The 18,788-nt window shown below is 68.7% G+C and carries 16 protein-coding genes; 8 read left to right on the top strand and 8 right to left on the bottom strand.

The genetic code is table 11. The features are described 5' to 3' along the window. The first annotated feature begins 121 nt into the window (after window positions 1-121). Window positions 122-1,333, top strand: a complete 1,212-nt coding sequence (locus N7I30_RS11670; RefSeq protein ID WP_277023593.1) for an NADP-dependent isocitrate dehydrogenase — start codon at window positions 122-124, stop codon at window positions 1,331-1,333. A 226-nt stretch (window positions 1,334-1,559) separates the two neighbouring features. On the opposite strand, the gene alaS is transcribed toward N7I30_RS11670, so the two are convergent. Next, a complete protein-coding gene (alaS, locus tag N7I30_RS11665) occupies window positions 1,560-4,232 on the bottom strand; it encodes an alanine--tRNA ligase (RefSeq protein WP_498638979.1) in 2,673 nt (890 codons plus the stop codon). 177 nt (window positions 4,233-4,409) lie between these two features. Next, entirely contained in the window at window positions 4,410-5,483 is a 1,074-nt protein-coding gene (gene recA / locus N7I30_RS11660; protein WP_009209020.1) for a recombinase RecA, read from the bottom strand. Between the two features lie 179 nt (window positions 5,484-5,662). Between recA and N7I30_RS11655 the strand changes: the two genes are divergently transcribed. Further along, complete coding sequence (locus N7I30_RS11655; protein WP_498638977.1) at window positions 5,663-6,610, top strand: PfkB family carbohydrate kinase; 948 nt, start codon at window positions 5,663-5,665, stop codon at window positions 6,608-6,610. Further along, a complete protein-coding gene (locus N7I30_RS11650; RefSeq protein ID WP_498638975.1) occupies window positions 6,607-7,521 on the top strand; it encodes a pseudouridine-5'-phosphate glycosidase in 915 nt (304 codons plus the stop codon). Before N7I30_RS11655 ends, N7I30_RS11650 begins: the two co-directional genes overlap by 4 nt. Before the next feature lie 21 nt (window positions 7,522-7,542). Here N7I30_RS11650 and cckA read toward each other — a convergent pair whose 3' ends face one another. Further along, complete coding sequence (gene cckA / locus N7I30_RS11645; RefSeq protein WP_498638973.1) at window positions 7,543-10,080, bottom strand: cell cycle histidine kinase CckA; 2,538 nt, start codon at window positions 10,078-10,080, stop codon at window positions 7,543-7,545. A 31-nt stretch (window positions 10,081-10,111) separates the two neighbouring features. Beyond that, a complete protein-coding gene (locus N7I30_RS11640; RefSeq protein ID WP_498638971.1) occupies window positions 10,112-10,252 on the bottom strand; it encodes a hypothetical protein in 141 nt (46 codons plus the stop codon). 79 nt (window positions 10,253-10,331) lie between these two features. Here N7I30_RS11640 and N7I30_RS11635 point away from each other — a divergent pair, with 79 nt between their 5' ends. Continuing rightward, entirely contained in the window at window positions 10,332-12,191 is a 1,860-nt protein-coding gene (locus tag N7I30_RS11635) for a hypothetical protein (protein WP_498638969.1), read from the top strand. A gap of 175 nt (window positions 12,192-12,366) precedes the next feature. Here the strand turns inward: N7I30_RS11635 and dksA are convergent, their stop codons facing one another. Beyond that, window positions 12,367-12,783: an RNA polymerase-binding protein DksA gene (dksA, locus tag N7I30_RS11630; RefSeq protein WP_024348614.1), complete on the bottom strand. Its 417-nt coding sequence runs from the start codon at window positions 12,781-12,783 to the stop codon at window positions 12,367-12,369. Between the two features lie 296 nt (window positions 12,784-13,079). Between dksA and N7I30_RS11625 the strand changes: the two genes are divergently transcribed. From N7I30_RS11625 to N7I30_RS11610, 4 genes are all read left to right on the top strand, one after another. Beyond that, the gene (locus tag N7I30_RS11625) at window positions 13,080-13,604 is read left to right on the top strand and encodes a SixA phosphatase family protein (RefSeq protein WP_498638964.1); all 525 of its coding nucleotides are present in this window, start codon (window positions 13,080-13,082) and stop codon (window positions 13,602-13,604) included. A 102-nt stretch (window positions 13,605-13,706) separates the two neighbouring features. Next, window positions 13,707-15,152 (top strand): YcjX family GTP-binding protein, encoded by a 1,446-nt coding sequence (locus tag N7I30_RS11620; RefSeq protein ID WP_498638960.1) that lies wholly within the window; start codon window positions 13,707-13,709, stop codon window positions 15,150-15,152. After that, a complete protein-coding gene (locus N7I30_RS11615) occupies window positions 15,149-16,270 on the top strand; it encodes a YcjF family protein (RefSeq protein ID WP_498638957.1) in 1,122 nt (373 codons plus the stop codon). Before N7I30_RS11620 ends, N7I30_RS11615 begins: the two co-directional genes overlap by 4 nt. An 86-nt stretch (window positions 16,271-16,356) precedes the next feature. Then, complete coding sequence (locus N7I30_RS11610) at window positions 16,357-16,890, top strand: hypothetical protein (RefSeq protein WP_498638956.1); 534 nt, start codon at window positions 16,357-16,359, stop codon at window positions 16,888-16,890. 22 nt (window positions 16,891-16,912) lie between these two features. On the opposite strand, the gene N7I30_RS11605 is transcribed toward N7I30_RS11610, so the two are convergent. The 3 genes from N7I30_RS11605 to folP form a co-directional block, all read right to left on the bottom strand. After that, entirely contained in the window at window positions 16,913-17,164 is a 252-nt protein-coding gene (locus N7I30_RS11605) for a hypothetical protein (protein ID WP_498638954.1), read from the bottom strand. A 131-nt stretch (window positions 17,165-17,295) separates the two neighbouring features. After that, window positions 17,296-17,814 (bottom strand): 2-amino-4-hydroxy-6-hydroxymethyldihydropteridine diphosphokinase, encoded by a 519-nt coding sequence (gene folK / locus N7I30_RS11600; RefSeq protein WP_498638951.1) that lies wholly within the window; start codon window positions 17,812-17,814, stop codon window positions 17,296-17,298. Then, window positions 17,811-18,671, bottom strand: coding sequence for a dihydropteroate synthase (folP, locus tag N7I30_RS11595; RefSeq protein WP_498638949.1), 861 nt, complete (start codon window positions 18,669-18,671; stop codon window positions 17,811-17,813). The genes folK and folP overlap by 4 nt, the downstream gene beginning before the upstream one ends. Window positions 18,672-18,788: the final 117 nt, after the last annotated feature.

The raw sequence follows: 18,788 nt of genomic DNA, 5'->3' as shown, positions 1-18,788 counted from the left end.
ATGCTTTGCGTCCACCGATACGGGTGTTATAGGGCGCCGTGAGTTTCGGGCGTGGCACCGCGTCCTGCATCCATGCGGCCGCTCAGGGCCGCGTTTTCATTGCTTCAGGGGGAAGACAGAGATGGCGAAGATCAAGGTCGACAATCCGGTCGTGGAACTCGATGGCGACGAGATGACCCGGATCATCTGGCAGTTCATCAAGGACAAGCTGATCCATCCCTATCTCGACATCGACCTTGAATATTACGACCTCGGCATGGAGAACCGCGACGCCACCGACGACCAGGTGACGGTGGATGCGGCCAACGCCATCAAGAAGCACGGCGTCGGCGTCAAATGTGCGACGATCACCCCGGACGAGGACCGCGTCGCCGAATTCGGCCTGAAGAAGATGTGGCGTTCGCCCAACGGCACGATCCGCAACATCCTCGGCGGCGTCATCTTCCGCGAGCCGATCATCGCCAAGAACGTGCCGCGCCTGGTGCCCGGCTGGACCCAGCCGGTGATCGTCGGCCGCCATGCCTATGGCGACCAGTACCGCGCCACCGACTTCAAGTTCCCCGGCAAGGGCAAGCTGTCGATCAAGTTCGTCGGCGAAGACGGCGAGACCATCGAGCACGAGGTGTTCGACGCCCCGGCCGCCGGCATCGCCATGGCCATGTACAATCTCGACGAGTCGATCCGCGACTTCGCCCGCGCCTCGCTGAACTACGGCCTGCAGCGCGGCTACCCGGTCTATCTGTCGACCAAGAACACCATCCTCAAGGTCTATGACGGCCGCTTCAAGGACATCTTCCAGGAGGTGTACGAGGCCGAGTTCGAGGACAAGTTCAAGGCCGCCAAGATCACCTACGAGCACCGCCTGATCGACGACATGGTGGCCTCCAACCTGAAATGGTCGGGCGGCTATGTCTGGGCCTGCAAGAACTACGACGGCGACGTGCAGTCCGACACCGTGGCGCAGGGCTTCGGGTCGCTCGGCCTGATGACCTCGGTGCTGATGACGCCGGATGGCAAGACCGTGGAAGCGGAAGCTGCCCACGGCACCGTCACCCGCCACTACCGCCAGCACCAGCGCGGCGAGCAGACCTCGACCAACTCGATCGCCTCGATCTTCGCCTGGACCCGTGGCCTCGCCCACCGCGCCAAGCTCGACGACAACGCCGCCCTCGCCGAGTTCGCCTCGACGCTGGAGAAGGTCTGCGTGTCGACCGTGGAGAGCGGCCACATGACCAAGGACCTGGCGCTGCTGATCGGCCCGGACCAGCCGTGGCTGTCGACCACCGGCTTCCTCGACAAGGTCGACGAGAACCTGCAGAAGGCCATGGCCTGATCGCCAGCCCGACAGCTGAATGACGAAACGCCCGGCCTCAGCGCCGGGCGTTTTCGTATGTGGGGATGAGAGAGCGGGACCGTTCGCCAGCGCGCAGTGTCAGCCGGACGCACCAGCGCGATCCGGGCGCATTCGAAGGCAACAGGCCGGCGCGGGCCGACGGACCCGAACGCAAAAGGGGCGCCCGCGGCGCCCCTTGATCCTCGATAAGCGTGTGTGGTCGGCCTCAGCCCGCCGCGGCCTCGATCGCGGCCTCGACGGCGGCAAGGGCTGCGTCGGCCTTGTCGGCATCGGGACCGCCGGCCTGCGCCATGTCGGGCCGGCCACCGCCGCCCTTGCCGCCGATCGCGACGCTCGCCTCGCGCACCAGCGCCACGGCGTCGAAGCGCTCGGTCAGGTCCGCCGTGACGCCGACGACGACGCTGGCCTTGCCGGCATCGACGCTGACAAAGGCGACGACGCCTGAGCCCAGCTGCGTCTTGGCCTCGTCCACCAGGCCCTTCAGATCCTTGCCGGCAACGCCATTGAGCACGCGGCCGAGGAAGCCGACCCCGGCCACGACCTTCGACGCCGAGCCGCCCTCGCCGCTCGCGCCATCGCCGGCCAGCGCCAGCCGCTTGCGGGCTTCCGCCAGTTCGCGCTCGAGCCGGCGCCGCTCTTCGACGACCGCTTCGAGGCGCGCCGGGGCATCGGCCGGCGAGACCTTGAGGATCGACGCCATCTGCCGGACGCGGGCATCCTGTGCAAGGAGATGATCCCGCGCCGCCTGACCGGTCAGCGCCTCGACACGGCGCACGCCGGCGCCGACCGCGCTCTCGCCCAGGATATGGACGAGGCCGATGTCGCCGGTGGCGTTCACATGGGTGCCGCCGCACAGTTCGATGGAGAAGGTCTTGCCGGCCTTCTCGCCTTCCTCGCCCGTGCCCATGGACACGACCCGCACCTCGTCGCCGTATTTCTCGCCGAACAGCGCCATGGCGCCCGATGCGATCGCGTCGTCCACCGCCATCAGCCGAGTCTCGACCGGGGCATTCTGCAGGACGATGCCGTTGGCCAGCCGCTCGACCTCGGCGAGTTCGGCGGCATCGATGGGCTTGGGATGGGAAAAGTCGAAGCGCAGCCGTTCCGGCGCGACCATCGAGCCCTTCTGCGCGACATGGCTGCCAAGGATCTCGCGCAGGCCCTCATGCAGCAGATGCGTCGCCGAATGGTTGGCGCGGATCTTGGTGCGCCGGCCGTGATCGACGATCAGGTCCAGCGGCATGCCCGGCTTCACCGTGCCCGACTTCACCTTGCCGCGATGGACGAACAGCCCCTCGGCGAATTTCTGCGTGTCGGCGATGACGATCTCGACGCCGTCGCCGCGCATCACGCCGGTATCGCCAAGCTGGCCGCCCGATTCGCCGTAGAACGGCGTCTGGTTGAGGACGATGGCCACCTCGTCCCCGGCCCCCGCTGCGGGGACCTCGGCGCCGTTGCGCACCACCGCCATGACCGAGCCCTCGGCCCGCTCGGTGTCGTAGCCAAGGAACTCCGTCGCGCCGACGCGCTCGCGGATCGGGAACCAGATCGTCTCGGACGCCGCTTCACCGGAGCCGGTCCAGCTCTTGCGCGCCTCGGCCTTCTGCCGCTCCATGGCGGTGTTGAAGGCGTCGAGATCGACCTCGATGCCGCGCTGGCGCAGCGCGTCCTGGGTCAGATCCAGCGGAAAGCCGTAGGTGTCGTAGAGCTTGAAGGCGGTCTCGCCGGACAGCTTGGCGCCGGCATCCATGCCCTCGGTCGCGTCGGTCAGCAGCGACAGGCCGCGGTCGAGCGTCTGCAGGAAGCGCCGCTCCTCCAACTTCAGCGTCTCGGAGATCAGCGCCTCGGCGCGCACCAGCTCGGGATAGGCGCGGCCCATCTCGGCGACCAGCGTCGGCAGCATCTTGTAGAGCACCGGCTCGCGCGCCCCGAGCATCTTGGCGTGGCGCATGGCCCGCCGCATGATGCGGCGCAGGACATAGCCGCGGCCCTCGTTCGACGGCAGCACGCCGTCGGCGATCAGGAAGGCGGTCGAGCGCAGGTGGTCTGCGATGACCCGGTGGCTGGCGACGCTGTCACCCTCGGCGCGCGAGCCGATGGTCGCTTCGACGCTGGCGATCAGCGCCTTGAACAGGTCGATGTCGTAATTGTCATGGACGCCCTGCAGGATGGCCGCGATACGCTCCAGCCCCATGCCGGTGTCGATCGACGGGCGCGGCAGCTCGACGCGATTGTCGGCGCTGAGCTGCTCGAACTGCATGAAGACGAGATTCCATATCTCGATGAAGCGGTCGCCATCCTCGTCCGGGCTGCCCGGAGGGCCGCCGGGGATGCCTTCGCCATGGTCGAAGAAGATTTCCGAGCACGGACCGCACGGGCCGGTCTCGCCCATCGCCCAGAAATTGTCGGAGGTCGAGATGCGGATGATGCGGTCGTCGGACAGGCCGGCGATCTTGCGCCACAAAGCCGCCGCTTCCTCGTCCTCGGAATAGACCGTGACCAGGAGCCGGTCGGCCGGCAGCGCGAATTCCTTGGTGATCAGGTTCCAGGCGAGTTCGATCGCCCGGTCCTTGAAATAGTCGCCGAAGGAGAAATTCCCCAGCATCTCGAAGAAGGTGTGGTGCCGGGCGGTGTAGCCGACATTGTCGAGATCGTTGTGCTTGCCGCCGGCGCGCACGCATTTCTGCGAGGTCGCCGCGCGCTGATAGGGCCGCGTCTCGACGCCGGTGAAGACGTTCTTGAACTGCACCATGCCCGCATTGGTGAACATCAATGTCGGGTCGTTGCGCGGCACGAGCGGCGACGAGGCCACCCGCTCGTGATCGTTCTTCGCGAAATAGTCGAGGAACGCGGACCGGATTTCGTTGACGCCACTCATGAATGCGACCTTCGGAATACCTGCGGGGAAGAGCCCGTCGCCGCGGCGCGCACGCCGTCAGCCTCGGGCAAAGGCGCGTTGTACAGAGGCCCGCTCCGCCTGTCCATCAGCCCCCCCAACGCGAAACGACCCACCCGGATGGGCAGGCCGTCGCGCATGTCGTGCTGCCGTTGCCGATCAGGCGTCGGAATCGTCGCCCGGGCCGGTGTCGTCCAGAAGCTGCTCGGCGAGAAGCCCGGCATTCTGGCGGATCAGCGTCTCGATCTCGTCGGCGACGGCCGGATTGTCGCGCAGGAACGACTTGGCGTTCTCGCGTCCCTGCCCCAGCCGCTGGCTGTTGTAGGAGAACCACGCGCCCGACTTCTCGACGATGCCGGACTTCACGCCCAGATCGACCAGCTCGCCGGTCTTGGAGACGCCCTCGCCATACATGATGTCGAACTCGACCTGCTTGAACGGCGGCGCCAGCTTGTTCTTGACCACCTTGACCTTGGTCTGGTTGCCGGTGACCTCGTCGCGGTCCTTGATCGCGCCGATGCGGCGGATGTCGAGGCGAACCGAGGCGTAGAACTTCAGCGCGTTGCCGCCCGTCGTCGTCTCGGGCGAACCGAACATGACGCCGATCTTCATGCGGATCTGGTTGATGAAGATGACCATGCACTTGGAGCGCGAGATCGAACCGGTGAGCTTGCGCAGCGCCTGGCTCATCAGCCGGGCCTGCATGCCGGGCAGCGAATCGCCCATCTCGCCCTCGATCTCGGCGCGCGGCGTCAGCGCGGCGACCGAATCGACCACCAGCACGTCGATCGCGCCCGAGCGCACCAGCGTGTCGGTGATCTCCAGCGCCTGCTCGCCGGTGTCCGGCTGCGAGATCAGGAGGTTCTCCAGATCGACGCCCAGCTTGCGGGCATAGACCGGGTCGAGCGCGTGCTCGGCATCCACGAAGGCGCAGACGCCGCCCTTCTTCTGGGCTTCGGCAATGGTGTGCAGTGCCAGCGTCGTCTTGCCCGAGCTTTCCGGACCATAGACCTCGACGACGCGGCCCTTCGGCAGGCCGCCAATGCCGAGCGCGATGTCGAGGCCCAGCGAGCCGGTGGAAACGGTCTCGATCTCGACGATCTTTTCGTTCTCGCCGAGCCGCATGATAGAGCCCTTGCCGAAGGCTCTCTCGATCTGCGACAGCGCGGCGTCGAGCGCCTTGTTCTTGTCCAACGAATTATCCTCGACAAGCCTGAGTGAATTCTGTGCCATGAGAGACGAGACCTTATTCCACGCGTTGGACGGGGGTGCAATGACGAGCCGCACCATCACCATGTACTCTTTTTGTTCCAGTTCCGCAAGCCCGCGATCCCGGTTTGTTCCGTTTTCGCGCGCTGCCGCGAATCGCTTCCCGGCGATGAATTTCTGAAGTTTTGATGAAGAGCCCGCCCATGACCGCCCCCCTGATCTATGTCGCCGGCGCGGCCCATATCGACCGGCGCGCGATCTCGGACGCGCCCTTCATCCCGCATGCCTCCAATCCCGGACGGCTGGTGGATTGTCCCGGCGGCGCGGCGTTCAACGCGGTTCAGGCCATGGTCCAGGCCGGGGCGACGATAAGCCTGCACAGCGCCCGCGGCGGCGACCCGGACGGGCGCCGCGTCACCGACGCGATCCGCGCCCTCGGCGTCACCGACCTGTCGGTCACCTGGCTCGACCGCATGACGCCCACCTACACCGCCGTGCTCGACGACAAGGGCGAACTCGTCGCCGGCATCGCCGACATGGCGCTCTACGACCTCCTGGTGCCGCGGCTGTTCACCAAGAGCGCCGTGCGCGCGGCGATCGGCAGGGCCAACGGCGTCCTCGTCGACGCCAACCTGCCGTCCGGCGCGATCGCGACGATCACCCGGGAGGCGGCGGGCAAGCCGGTCGGCGCGATCGGCGTCTCGCCGGCCAAGATCGGCCGCCTGCAGGAATCGCTCGGCAATATCTCGGCGCTGTTCCTCTCCTATGCCGAGGCCGCCAGCCTCGTCGAGGCGACGACGGGCACCAGCCCGCAGCTCATCGCCGAACTGCTCGGCGAGCTCGGCGTCCACCGTGCCGTGGTGACCGACGGGCCGCGCGAGGTGATGATCATCGACGGCGAGACCGTTTTGCTGCAGCAGCCGCCCACCGTCGTTCCGAAGGACATCACCGGCGCCGGTGACAATCTGGCCGGCACCGCCTTTGCGGCTTTGTGCGCCGGCACGCCCTGGCTCGACGCCGTGCGCGCCGGCATCGTCGCCGCCTCGTTGCGGATTTCGTCCGATCCGTTATCCCCGGACGCATTGTCGCGGAGGATCGCCGAGGGCGTCGCCGCGCTGCATGACCCCCGCGCACCGGAGCCTGCGTCTTGACCACTGCCCTGCCCTATACGGCCTCTGCGGATGTCGCCGCCGCGCTTGCTTCGAACGCGCCGATCGTCGCGCTGGAATCGACCATCATCACCCATGGCATGCCCTATCCGCGCAATCTCGCCATGGCCGAGCGGGTCGAGGCGATCGTCCGCGAGGAAGGCGCCGTGCCGGCGACCATCGCCGTCCTCGACGGACGCCTGCGGATCGGGCTCGAGCCCGCCGAGCTCACGGCCCTCGCGACCGCGAAAGACGTTCTGAAGGTGTCGCGCGCCGACCTCGCCTATGCCCTGGCCACCGGCCGCACCGGCGCGACCACGGTCGCCGCCACGATGATCGCCAGTGCGCTCGCCGGCATCGGCGTCTTCGCCACGGGCGGCATCGGCGGCGTCCATCGCGGCGCCGAGACGAGCTTCGACATCTCCGCCGATCTCGAAGAACTGGCGCGCACGCCGGTGATCGTCGTCTGCGCCGGCGCCAAGGCGATTCTCGATCTGCAGAAGACGCTGGAAGTGCTGGAAACCAAAGGCGTTCCAGTGGTCGGCTACGGCACCGACGATCTGCCAGCCTTCTGGTCACGCAGCTCCGGCCTGCCGGTGCCGCTGCGCCTCGACAGCGCCGCCGCCATCGCGGGCTTCCAGGCCGCCCGCGACAGTCTCGGCATCGATGGCGGCATGCTGGTCACCAACCCGCTTGACGAAGCCGCGGCGATCGATCGCGACGAGGTCGACGGCTGGATCGCCCAAGCGCTCGCCGATGCCGAGGCGGACGGGATCACCGGCAAGGCCGTGACGCCCTTCCTTCTTGCCCGCATCTTCACTCTCAGCGGCGGTCGCTCGCTGGAGGCCAATATCGCGCTGGTCGAGGCGAATGCCCGGCTCGCCGCCCGCATCGCGGTCGCCCGGCAGGGCTGAGCCGCCGGAGCGGCTGGAAGCCTATTCGTCGAGCATGTTCTTGACCGCCACGGCCAGCTCGCGCAGCGAGAACGGCTTGGCGAGGAAGCCGAACTTCTCGCCCTCGGGCAGGTTCTTGGCGAAGGCATCCTCGGCATAGCCGGAGACGAAGATGAACTTCAGCTCCGGTCGCGTCTTGCGCATTTCGCGCAGGAGCGTCGGGCCATCCATCTCGGGCATGACCACGTCGGAGACGACGAGCTCGATCTGGCCGTCGAGTTCCTCCATCACCTCCAGCGCCTCGATACCGGACGCCGCCTCGTGGACGTCGTAGCCGCGCATCTTCAGCGCGCGCACATTGCCGGCCCGCACATGGTCCTCGTCCTCGACGAGCAGGATCGAGGCCGTGCCCGACAGATCGACCTTGGCATTGACCGGCGCGGCGACGGCATCGCTCTTGGCCGCCGTCACCTGCGCCGGGATATGGCGCGGCAGGAAGATGCGGAAGGTCGTCCCCTCGCCGGGCTTGGTGTCGACGAAGATGAAGCCACCCGACTGCTTGACGATGCCGTAGACCATGGAGAGGCCGAGGCCGGTGCCCTTGCCGATGTCCTTGGTGGTGAAGAACGGCTCGAAGATGCGCTCGGCGACCTCAACCGGCATGCCCGTGCCGGTGTCGGAGATCTCGGCGAGCACATAGTCGCCCTCGGTCATTTCCGCGTAGCCGAAGGCCGCGGCCTCCGCCGCCTCGACGTTGCGGGTCGAGATGGTGATGGTGCCGCCGTCCGGCATCGCGTCGCGGGCGTTCTGCACCAGGTTGGTGATCACCTGCTCGAACTGGCCGATATCGGCCATGACCGGCCATAGGTCGCGCGCATGATGGCGCTCCAGCTTGGCATGGTCGCCGCTGACCCGCTTCAGGAGGAGATGCATGTCGGCGACCACGTCGGTCAGGTTCAGCATCTTCGGCCGCATGGTCTGGCGGCGCGAATAGGCCAGCAGCTGACGCACCAGCGAGGCAGCGCGATTGGCGCTCTGCTTGATCAGCAGGAGGTCCTGGAACGAGGGATCGCCGGTGCGGTGGTTGAGCAGCAAGAAGTCGACCGAGGCGGTGATGATCGTCAGGACGTTGTTGAAATCGTGGGCGATGCCGCCGGCCAGATTGCCGATGGCCTGCATCTTCTGGCTCTTGGCGAACTGCTCCTCGAGGGCCCGCTGCTCGGTGATGTCGACGCCGTAGAGGATGACGACCTCTTCGGTGTCCGACCCCGAATTCGGGATCGGGCTGACATAGAAGCGCACGGCACGGGTCCGCTCGCCCTCGATCTCGGCGTCGATCGGCGGCACGCCCGCCTGCCCTTCCATGGCCGAGCCGAGCGCCTGCTGGAAACCGTCGCGACCGGCCGCCAGAATGCTCGATTCGATCGCCGCGGTGCCGTTCGCCGCCTCGTTGCCGAAGATCTGCCGGAACACCGCATTCGAGCGCACCGCGCGGCCCTGCCGGTCGAGGACGGCGATCGCCATGGGCGAGGAATTGAAGAAGCGGGTGAACCGGGCCTCGGCGACCTCGACGGGGCTGGCAGCATGATTGTCGCCGCTGCGGTTGAGGACCAGCGTGCGCACCGTGCCCGGCGCGGCCACGTCGTCGGCGACCGGCTTGCGCAGGAGCCGCACCGGCAGGCTGCGTCCCGACTTGGTGATCAGGTCGAGGTCGATGGCAGTGGTGTCCAGCGCATCGGCGCCGCCCTGCGGCAGGGTGAGGAGCGGATGCGACGCCTCGGGCACGAATTCCAGGATCGAGCGACTAAACGGCCGGAACTCGACCAGATCGACGCCGAGCCAGTCGGCCAAGGTGGCGTTGAGATAGGCGATTTTCAGATTGCCATCGGTGGCGAAGAAGCCGGCCGGCGCGCGGTCGAGATAGTCGATGGCGTGCTGCAGATCCTGGAACGAACTCTCCTGGTGCTTGCGCTCGGAGGTGATGTCGAGGATCTGCCAGGCATGCAGCGTGCCGTTGGAGGTGTTCAGCGGGCGCACCGAGGCGCGGTACCAGTGCGGCGTCGGGTCGGTGCTGTCATACAGACTGCGCGGCAGGCGGAACTCGCGCTGCCCGGTGCGGTTTTCCCGCGCCAGATTGGCCAGGTGGTAGATCGCCTCGGACGCTTCGGTCTCGCGCGCCAGAAGCCGCTCCAGCGTCTTCACGCCGGCCGCACTGGTGGCGCCGGTGATCTCGCCATAGGCCTTGTTGGCGTAGATGATCCGACCCTTGCGATCGAGGATCAGCATGCCGGTGCGGGCGGTGTCGAGAAAATCCTTGGCGATGGAGGCTTCGGCGATCCGGCCGGTGAACTGCACGAAGCCCAGCGCGGTCGCGAAGATCGCCGCAAGACCGGCCATGGCGAGGCCGCCGAAGATGATCAGCAGCGCAATGCCGCCATAGGCGTTGCCCAGAAGCGCCAGCAGCGCCGCCAGCACCATCAGCGAGCCGCCGAGCATCAGAAGGCGCCTGACGCCCGAGGCTGCCGTGGCCCTGTCGATCAGCGGCCGGTCTGCAGACCCCGTCGTCGCCCCTCCATCCATCGTGATTCGCTCCTTGTCCGCGCCGCCATGACTATGAATCAAAAGCAGATTCGACGCGAGAGTGCCCCAGGGTGCTTTTATTCGGCCTGTGGCCGCGGAAAATCCCGGCGACGCCTTCGCGCGCGCCGTCCAACGCTTTATGAACGTTCAAGCTGGCGTTGCCCTTGCCCATGGGGTTCATCCCGCGGAAGGTTGCCCCAAATGTGAAATCGGGCGTGCTCCTCCGCCCAGAGTAGAAGGAAGCCCGCCCCATGCCGCAGTGGATCGTCGATCTCGTCGGGGAAGGCCTCGCGCCGATCGTCTGGGTGGCCATCGTCGCCGTCATCGTCTGTGGTCTGGCGATGGCGATGATCGTTCTCGCCAAGAAGGCCTTCGGCGGACGGATCGGCACCCAGTTCAAGGGCCGCGCGCCGCGTCTGGCGGTGATGGACGTCACCCGCATCGACGAAAAGCGCAAGCTGGTGCTGGTGCGCCGCGACGAGATCGAGCACCTGATCCTCATCGGCGGCCAGAACGACGTGCTGCTGGAGGGCAACATCCTGCGGGTGCCGGCCGCCGCGCGTCCGCATGGCGACTGGAACACCTCGCGCTCCGACGAGATCGAGGAGGAGCGCTTCGCCAGAAACCATCGCCACGAGCCGGAGCTGCCCGCCGTCGCCGAACGGGCCCGGGCGCCCGAGCCGCGGATCGACGCCCCGGCCCCGCGCGAGACGAAGCCGACGCCGCCCGAACGCGCCGAAGCCCCCTCCGCTGAAGCTCCGTCCGCCGGCGCGACTGACCGTCGCTCGCCCCCGCCGGTGGCAACGCCGTCGCCGCTGGCCGCCGCAAGTCTGGCCACCGCCGCAACGGGTGCCGCCGCAAATGGTGCTGCCGCGTCCGTTGCGGTCGACAGCCCGTCGCAGGATACCCGGCGTCCCGCGGCCGCCGCCATGCCGGAACCGGTGGCGCCGCCCGCTCCGCCGAAGGCACCCGTTGCCGCGCGCCCGGTGACCCAGCCGCGCTCCATGGCGACGCCGACCGCCACGCGTGCGCCCGACAGCGGCCCTGCGACCGCGCAGCAGGACACGGCCGCCGGCCCGGCGCCGGCCAGCCGCGTCGAGCCGCGCTTTGCCGCGGCCAGAAGCCAGCCGGAGCCATCGGCGCCCGATTCCGAGACCGCACGCACGCAATTGCGCGCCCAGATGAACCGCTCGCAGTCGCCGGAATTCTCGCGGGTTCAGGACGCGACCGCGCCGGCGATCGCCGTCGAGCCTGCCGATTCCCCGGTGGCGGCGCGCCAGCCCCTGTCGGTCCGCAGCTTCGCGAGCGCGATCCAGCAGCGCAAGGCGCCGCCTGAAATGCCGCCGCCGGCCACGCCAGCCACCCCAGCGCCGACGCCTCGGCCGGCTGCGGCTGCCCCCGTTTCGGCCGCCCCGGCCTCGGCCCCAGGCCGCGGCGCTGCGACAGCCGCCACCGCGTCCGCTGCCTCTGCTGCCCCATCGGTCGCATCGCCGGCCCCCGAGCCGGAAGCGCCGAAGCCGGAGGCAATGCCGACCGCCAAACCGGAGGCGCCGGCCGCCCCCGCATCTGAGCCCGCCAAGGCCCCCGCCATCGAGGCCGAACGCGCCGACCCGAGCCTCGAGGATTTCCTGTCGGCCGAACTCGACACCGATTTCGGTGATGACGACGGCGACGAGGATGTCGCTCCGCCGCGGGGCAGTGTCCCGGCTCCCTCGGTCGATGTACCCGTGACGGGCCGGCCGGAGCGCGCGCCCGAACCCCGCGACGTGCCGAAGGTCGATGCCACCGCGCGTTCCCCCGGCGCGTCGACCTGGCCGCAGGCGCCGACCCCGGTCGTCGCCAAGGCCGAAGACGCGAAGCCGTCACCGGCCCCCGCCCCGTCGATCGACGCCCCCAGCCGCGAACCGGCCGCCTCCCCGCGCCCGATGCCGGAACCGGCGCGGGTGGAACCGGAGACGCGTGCCGACCGCGAGACCCCGGACGATTCGGCGCCGGATGCACCCGCGACGGGCGATCAGGCCCCCGAGCGGCGGCTGACGCTGGAAGAGGAGATGGAGCGCCTGCTGGGCGACTTCAGCTTCGACGCCAAGGGCGAACTCAAACCCAATTGATGCCAGGATGCCCGTCTGCGCCGATCACGCGCAGGCGGGCATTCCGCCACCCTGAGGGGTGGACGGCCGGCACGCTGAAACTGTCGGGATTGGAACGCCGAACCGGAACGGTGCGGCCTGGAACGGGGAAGCTGGTCGTACGAAGGGCGGCCCCCGTCAGGGGACGACCGGTCGGCTATTCGTCGCGATAGACCTTCTCGCGGCGCTCGTGCCGCTCCTGCGCTTCCAGCGACATGGTGGCGATCGGGCGGGCGTCGAGCCGTTTCAGGCTGATCGGCTCGCCGGTCTCCTCGCAATAGCCGTAGGTGCCGTCCTCGATGCGCTCCAGCGCCGAGTCGATCTTGGCGATCAGCTTGCGCTGGCGATCGCGGGCCCGCAGCTCGATGGCGCGGTCGGTCTCGGAGGAGGCGCGGTCGGCGGCATCGGCCTGATTGCTGTTGTCGCTGGCCAGCCCCAGGAGGGTCTCGCGCGATTCCCGCAGGATCTCGGCTTTCCACGCCAACAGCTTCTTACGGAAGTAGTCCTTCTGACGGTCGTTCATGAACTGCCCGTCTTCGGACAAGGTCGCATCGATATTGAGTAACTGGCTCATCACGCACCTCCGTTTCCGTAATTCGGGCTTATAGCGACGCTTGTCTCCGGGAACAAGTTAACTCCGGTATCCTACATCCAGAATATGAAGACGTTTCTAAGAGACGGATTTCGCAAGGATTTCCGAGCGCTCTATCCCTCGTCTGGATGACGTGGCGATGACGCGGCAGCGATGAATGCCGTCCTGCGACGAACCGGCCGCCGGTTCCGCCCCGAACCGCGCCTCGACCGACGTGCCGACAGCGGCGGCGAGGCCGCCGATTGCCCGGACCGCATTTATCGGCATAGTCCCTCGCCATGTCCTCCGCCTCGACGTCCCGCCTCTACATTCTCCGCCATGCCCATGCGGGCTGGGCCCGCCCCGGCGAAAGCGACCATGATCGCAGGCTGGACGCCCGCGGCCGCGCCGAATGCGAGCGGCTGGTCGTCTTCCTGCGACGCAAGGCCTTCGCCTTCGACACCGTGCTCTGCTCGACGGCGGCGCGCACCCGCGAGACCCTCGACCTGATTCGACCGGCCCTGCCGTCCGGTCTTGCCGAAGAGAACCTGTCCTCGCTCTATGGCGGCGAGGTCGCGGCCTATTACGAGGCGGTGCGCGGACAGGCGGATGCGACCGCGCTTCTCGTCATCGGGCACAATCCGATGATCGAGGAATTCACCCTGTCGCTCGCCGGCAGCGGCGATCGCGCGGCACTCGCCACGGCGAGCCAGGGCTTCCCCACCGGAGGTCTGGCAATCGTGGAATTCGAGGGGCCCCTGTCCCGGATCGCGCCGGGCGCCGGCAGATTGTGCCGCCTTTTCGATCCCGACGAGGCCGGCTGAGCGGCTGGCCGCGGGCCGGCGCGCCTTTCGAGCCGCCCCCGGCGGACCTATATCGGGGCCTGACGACCGACCCGGAGCCCAGAGAGGACCCCCGCCCCGCCCATGACCTCCCTTGCCGACGAAGCCCGGCTCGTCTTCGATACCTTCACCGACCGCACCACCGGCCTGTTCCACCCTACGCTGCGGCTGGGTGTCACCGGCCTGTCGCGCGCCGGCAAGACGGTCTTCATCACCGCGCTCGTCCATAATCTCCTGCATGGCGGGCGGCTGCCGCTGTTCGAGGCGCAGGCGGGCGGCCGCATCCTGCGCTCCTTCCTGGAGGAGCAGCCGGACGATGCCGTGCCGCGCTTCCAGTACGAGGAGCACATCCGCACCATCCTGGAGGACCGGCTCTGGCCGAACTCGACGCGGGCGATTTCCGAGCTGCGCCTGACCATCGAGTATGAATCGGGCTCCGGCTGGGGCCGGATGTTCTCCGGTGGCCGGCTGTCCATCGACATTGTCGACTATCCGGGCGAATGGCTGCTCGACCTGCCGCTGCTGGAAAAGGACTTCGCGACCTTCTCGGCCGAATCGCTGGAGCGCGCGCGCCTGCCCTCGCGCCGCCATCTCGCCCGGGAATATCTCGACCTCGTCGACAGCGTCGATCTGGAGGCGCCGGCCGACGAGACGACGGCGGTGGCGCTCAGCCGTGCGTTCGCCGGCTATCTGCAATCCTGCCGCGCCGACAGCGCCGCCCTCTCGACGCTGCCGCCGGGGCGCTTCCTGATGCCCGGCGACCTCGAAGGCTCGCCGGCTCTCACCTTCGCGCCGCTGCCGGTCGAGCCCGGCCGGACCTATCCCAAGGGTTCGCTCGCAGCCCATCTCGCGCGCCGCTACGAGGCCTACAAGACCGTCGTGGTCAAACCCTTCTTCCGCGATCACTTCGCCCGCCTCGACCGGCAGATCCTGCTGGTCGACGTGATGCAGGCGATCAATGCCGGCCCCGAGGCCGTCCGCGATCTCGAAACCGCCCTCGCCGACATTCTCGGCTGCTTCCGCCCTGGCCGCTCGACCTGGCTCGGCTCCTTCCTGACGCGGCGGATCGACCGCATCCTGGTCGCCGCCACCAAGGCCGACCATCTCCACCGCGACAGCCACCGGCGGCTGGAGGGCATCGTGCGCCGGCTGCTCGACGACGCCATTGCCCGGGCGAAATTCTCCGGCGCCCGCACCGACGTCCTTGCCCTTGCCGCCGTGCGCGCCACCCGCGAGGCCAGCGTCGAGGATGGCGGCGAGACCCTGCCGGTCATCGTCGGCACGCCGGCCGAGGGCGAGACCATCGGCGAGGAAACCTTCGACGGCCGCACCGAAACGGCGATCTTCCCCGGCGACCTGCCCGCCGACCCGGCCCGGCTGTTCGTCGACGGGGCCGAACCCGACCCGATCCGCTTCGTGCGGTTCAAGCCGCCACGGCTAGAGCGCGATGCAGCCGGGCTGACCCTGTCGCTGCCGCATATCCGTCTCGACCGCGCCCTGCAGTTCCTCATGGGAGACCGGCTGTCATGACGAGCGACGACACGCAGGACGGCCGCCGTCCCCGCCGCCGGCCGGGCGCCTTCCGCCTCGACGAGGCCGGGATGCAGCCCGAGCGCGCGCCGGAGCCAGAAGCGGCGGCACCCAGCCGCACGCCGCGGGCCATCGAGAACATCGCGAAGATCCGGCTGGACCCCGAGGACGCCATCGAGCGCGAGGCGATCGCGGTTCTCGACGACGAACCGGCGGCCCGGCGCAAGCGGCGCTTCTCCTTCGGCAAGCTGTTCCTCGCCGCGCTCGGCCTGCTGATCTCGCTCGGGATCGGCCTTGCCGTCGATGCCCTCGTCCGCGATCTCTTCGCCCGCTGGGAATGGCTCGGCTGGGGCGCCGTGGCGCTCGCCGGACTCCTCGTCGTCGGCGCACTGGGCGTCGCCCTGCGGGAAGTGATCGGCCTGATGCGGCTGGCCGCCGTCGATCGCGAACGTCAGGCCGGCCGCGCCGCCTATGAAGCCAACTCGACCGAGGATGCCCGCAACGTGGTGCGTGGCCTGTCCACTCTCCTCTCCGGCCGACCGGAGACGGCCAAGGGCCGTGCGAAGATGGCGGAACTGAAGGACGAGGTGATCGACGGGGCCGATCTGGTGGCGCTGGCCGAGCGCGAGCTGCTGGGGCCGCTCGACCGACAAGCGCGGGCGCTCGTCCTCGCCTCCTCCAAGCGCGTCTCCGTGGTCACCGCCGTCAGCCCCAAGGCGCTGGTCGACGTCGCCTATGTCCTGTTCGAGACGGTCAAGCTGATCCGCCGCATGTCGGAGCTCTATGGCGCCCGGCCCGGCACGCTCGGCCTGATCCGCCTGACCCGCGACGTGGTCGGCCATCTCGCCGTCACCGGCACGATCGGCATCGGCGACGGGCTCGCCCAGCAATTGCTCGGCCACGGCGTCGCCGCGAAACTCTCCGCCCGGCTCGGCGAGGGTGTCGTCAATGGCCTGCTCACCGCCCGCGTCGGCCTTGCCGCCATGGACCTCTGCCGCCCGCTGCCGTTCCTCCGGCTACGCCGGCCGTCGATCTCCGATGTCCTCGGCGACCTGACGGTCATCGGTGCGGCCCGAACGCCACAGGCGGCATCGACCGAGCCGCGCACCTCCGGTTGAGCGAACCGTCGCAAGGCTGTGTTAACCCTTACGGATCATAAAGGGGGCTAGGAAACAGCCACTTGCGCCGTCAGGAAGGTCCGCTCATGTCCCGCATGCTGAACGCCGGTCTCGCTCTCGCCATCGCGGCCGGTTCGGCCATCGCGACGCCTGCTCTCGCCGATCCCGACAAGGCGTTCTTCCGCCAGGTCGTCGGCCAGTGGTCCGGCCCGGGCGAGATCGTCGCCGGCAAGTACAAGGGCACCAAGTTCGTCTGCGACTTCGCCGGCTCCGAGCATCCCAAGGCCACCGGCGTGGCCCTCGACGGCTCCTGCCGCGTCGGCCTGTTCTCCCAGCCCATGCACGCCGAAGTCCTGCGCTCGGGCACCAGCTATCGCGGCGCCTTCCAGGACGGCGCCAAGGGCAAGGGCCTCGACATCGTCTCCGGCAATGTCGATCGCGACCGCATCATCGTCGGCCTCGACCGCAAGCAGCTCAAGGGCGCCATGGTCGCCCGCCTCGCCGACGCCGAGACGCTGGCGATCACCGTCTCGGTCACCGTCGCCTCGGAACTCGTCCCGGTCATCGGCATGAATCTGAAGCGCACCGGGGCCACCCGTCAGAGCGCCCTGACCGAGTAGAGCCCAACGCAGGACGCCGGCGTCAGCTGCGCCCGCGCAGCCATGCCAGGGCGCCGGGCGCCATTCCCTTGAATTTTGGCGCATCCTCGAGCGGCGCGACGAGAAGCCAGGCGTCATCGACGAGCTGCCATTTCAGCCGGTGGTAGAGCTTCGAACGCGTCAGCGCGCTGTCGATGAGATAGATGCCGTCGCCCAGCCTGAAGCCGTCTCCGTGGAGATCGATGTCGGTGCCTTGCCACCGCTCGTCGCAGAGGAAAAGATAGAGCTGGGTCATGCCGGTCCGTCTCACCTTCGCCTGACATCCTCTCGGACCTGCCCGGTCCCTCCCGTCGATCGACCGCCCGGGTCCGGAACACCCCGCCGTGCTAGCGCCCACGTCCGCTGCGCGGCCCGACGCCGCCGCTCTCAGGCGTCGGCGTGTTCCTCTCGCCACCATTCGCCGTCGGCGCTGGCCGGCTTGATCCCCTCGGGATCGATCGCCGCGATCCAGTCGGCCACCGTCCGGCCGCCGAAGGCGAGGTCCGGCGCGATATCGGCGAGCGGCACCAGCACGAAAGCCCGCTCGGTCACCCGGGGATGCGGCAAGATCAGCGCGTCGTCTTCATAGGGTGAGGCCGCATAATCCAGGACGTCGAGGTCGAGCGTGCGCGGCCCCCAGCGCTCGCGCCGCTCGCGGCCGAAGAGCCGCTCCGTCGCCAGGCACAGTTCCAGGAGATCGCGCGGCGCCAGATCGGTCTCGACCGCCGCGCAGGCGTTGACGAAGTCCGGCTGGTCGGTCTTGCCCCAGGGCGGCGTGCGGTACAGCCGCGAGACCGCGACCACCGTCGTGTCGTCGCGCCCGTCGAGCCGGCGCAGTGCCGCCGCCATCTTCGCCGCCGGATCGCCGATATTGCCGCCGAGCCCGAGATATGCCCGTGCGCTCACCAGCGTTCGCCCCGCATGGCGCGGAACATGGCGTCGGTCACCCGCAGCGCGTCGCGATTGGCCGCCACGTTGTGGACGCGGAAGATGTCGGCGCCGCGTTCGCGCATCAGCGCGCTGGTCGCCGCCGTGGCGATGTCCGGCTCAGGATCCTCGCGCCCGACCGCGCCGCGCACGAAGCGCTTGCGCGACGTGCCGACGAGCAGCGGATGGCCCAGCGCCTGCAATTCGTCGAGCCGCGTCAGGAGGATCAGGTTCTGCGGCCCGTCCTTGGCGAAGCCGAAGCCCGGATCGACCACGATCGCCTCGGCCGGCACCCCGGCCCCGCGGGCAATGTCCAGCGACCGGTTCAGGAACAGATACTGGTCGGCGATCATGTCCTCGAGCGTCTCGCGCTCGCGGCCATTGTGCATCAGGCAAAGCCCGGCGCCGGTCTCGGCTGCGACCGTGGCAATGCCCGGGTCCTTCTGCGCGCCCCAGGTGTCGTTGACGATATGCGCCCCCGCCTCGACCGCCATGCGGGCCGTTTCGGATCGATAGGTGTCGACCGAGATCACGCAGTCGGAGCACGCCGCCAGCGCCTCGATCACCGGCATGATCCGCCGCTGCTCCTCGGCGGCGTCCACCGGGGTCGCGCCGGGCCGGGTCGATTCGCCGCCGATGTCGACGATCGTCGCGCCCGCCTCGACCATCCGCAGCGATTCCGCCACCGCAGCGTCGACGCTGGCATAGCGGCCACCGTCGGAGAAGCTGTCGGGCGTCGCGTTCAGGATGCCCATGATGCAGGCCGGACCGTTGAGGTCGATAGTGCGGCCATGGCCCACGCGCCAGGTTCCGCCGCGCGGTTCGGTCAGCTTCATCGCGTGTCACCTTGCCAGCATTGCATCAGGGTCTGGTAGCGCGCGGCCCGGCCGGGTGCAATCGCGTCGCCGGGCAAGCGCGCCGGGTCGAGGTGCAGGCGCGCGAAAACGCCGCGA

The organism is Aurantimonas litoralis, assembly GCF_026153195.1.
Taxonomy (GTDB): Bacteria; Pseudomonadota; Alphaproteobacteria; order Rhizobiales; family Rhizobiaceae; genus Aurantimonas; species Aurantimonas coralicida.
The sequence above is the reverse complement of the archived record's forward strand: the minus strand, read 5'-3'. Positions and strand labels throughout refer to the sequence as shown.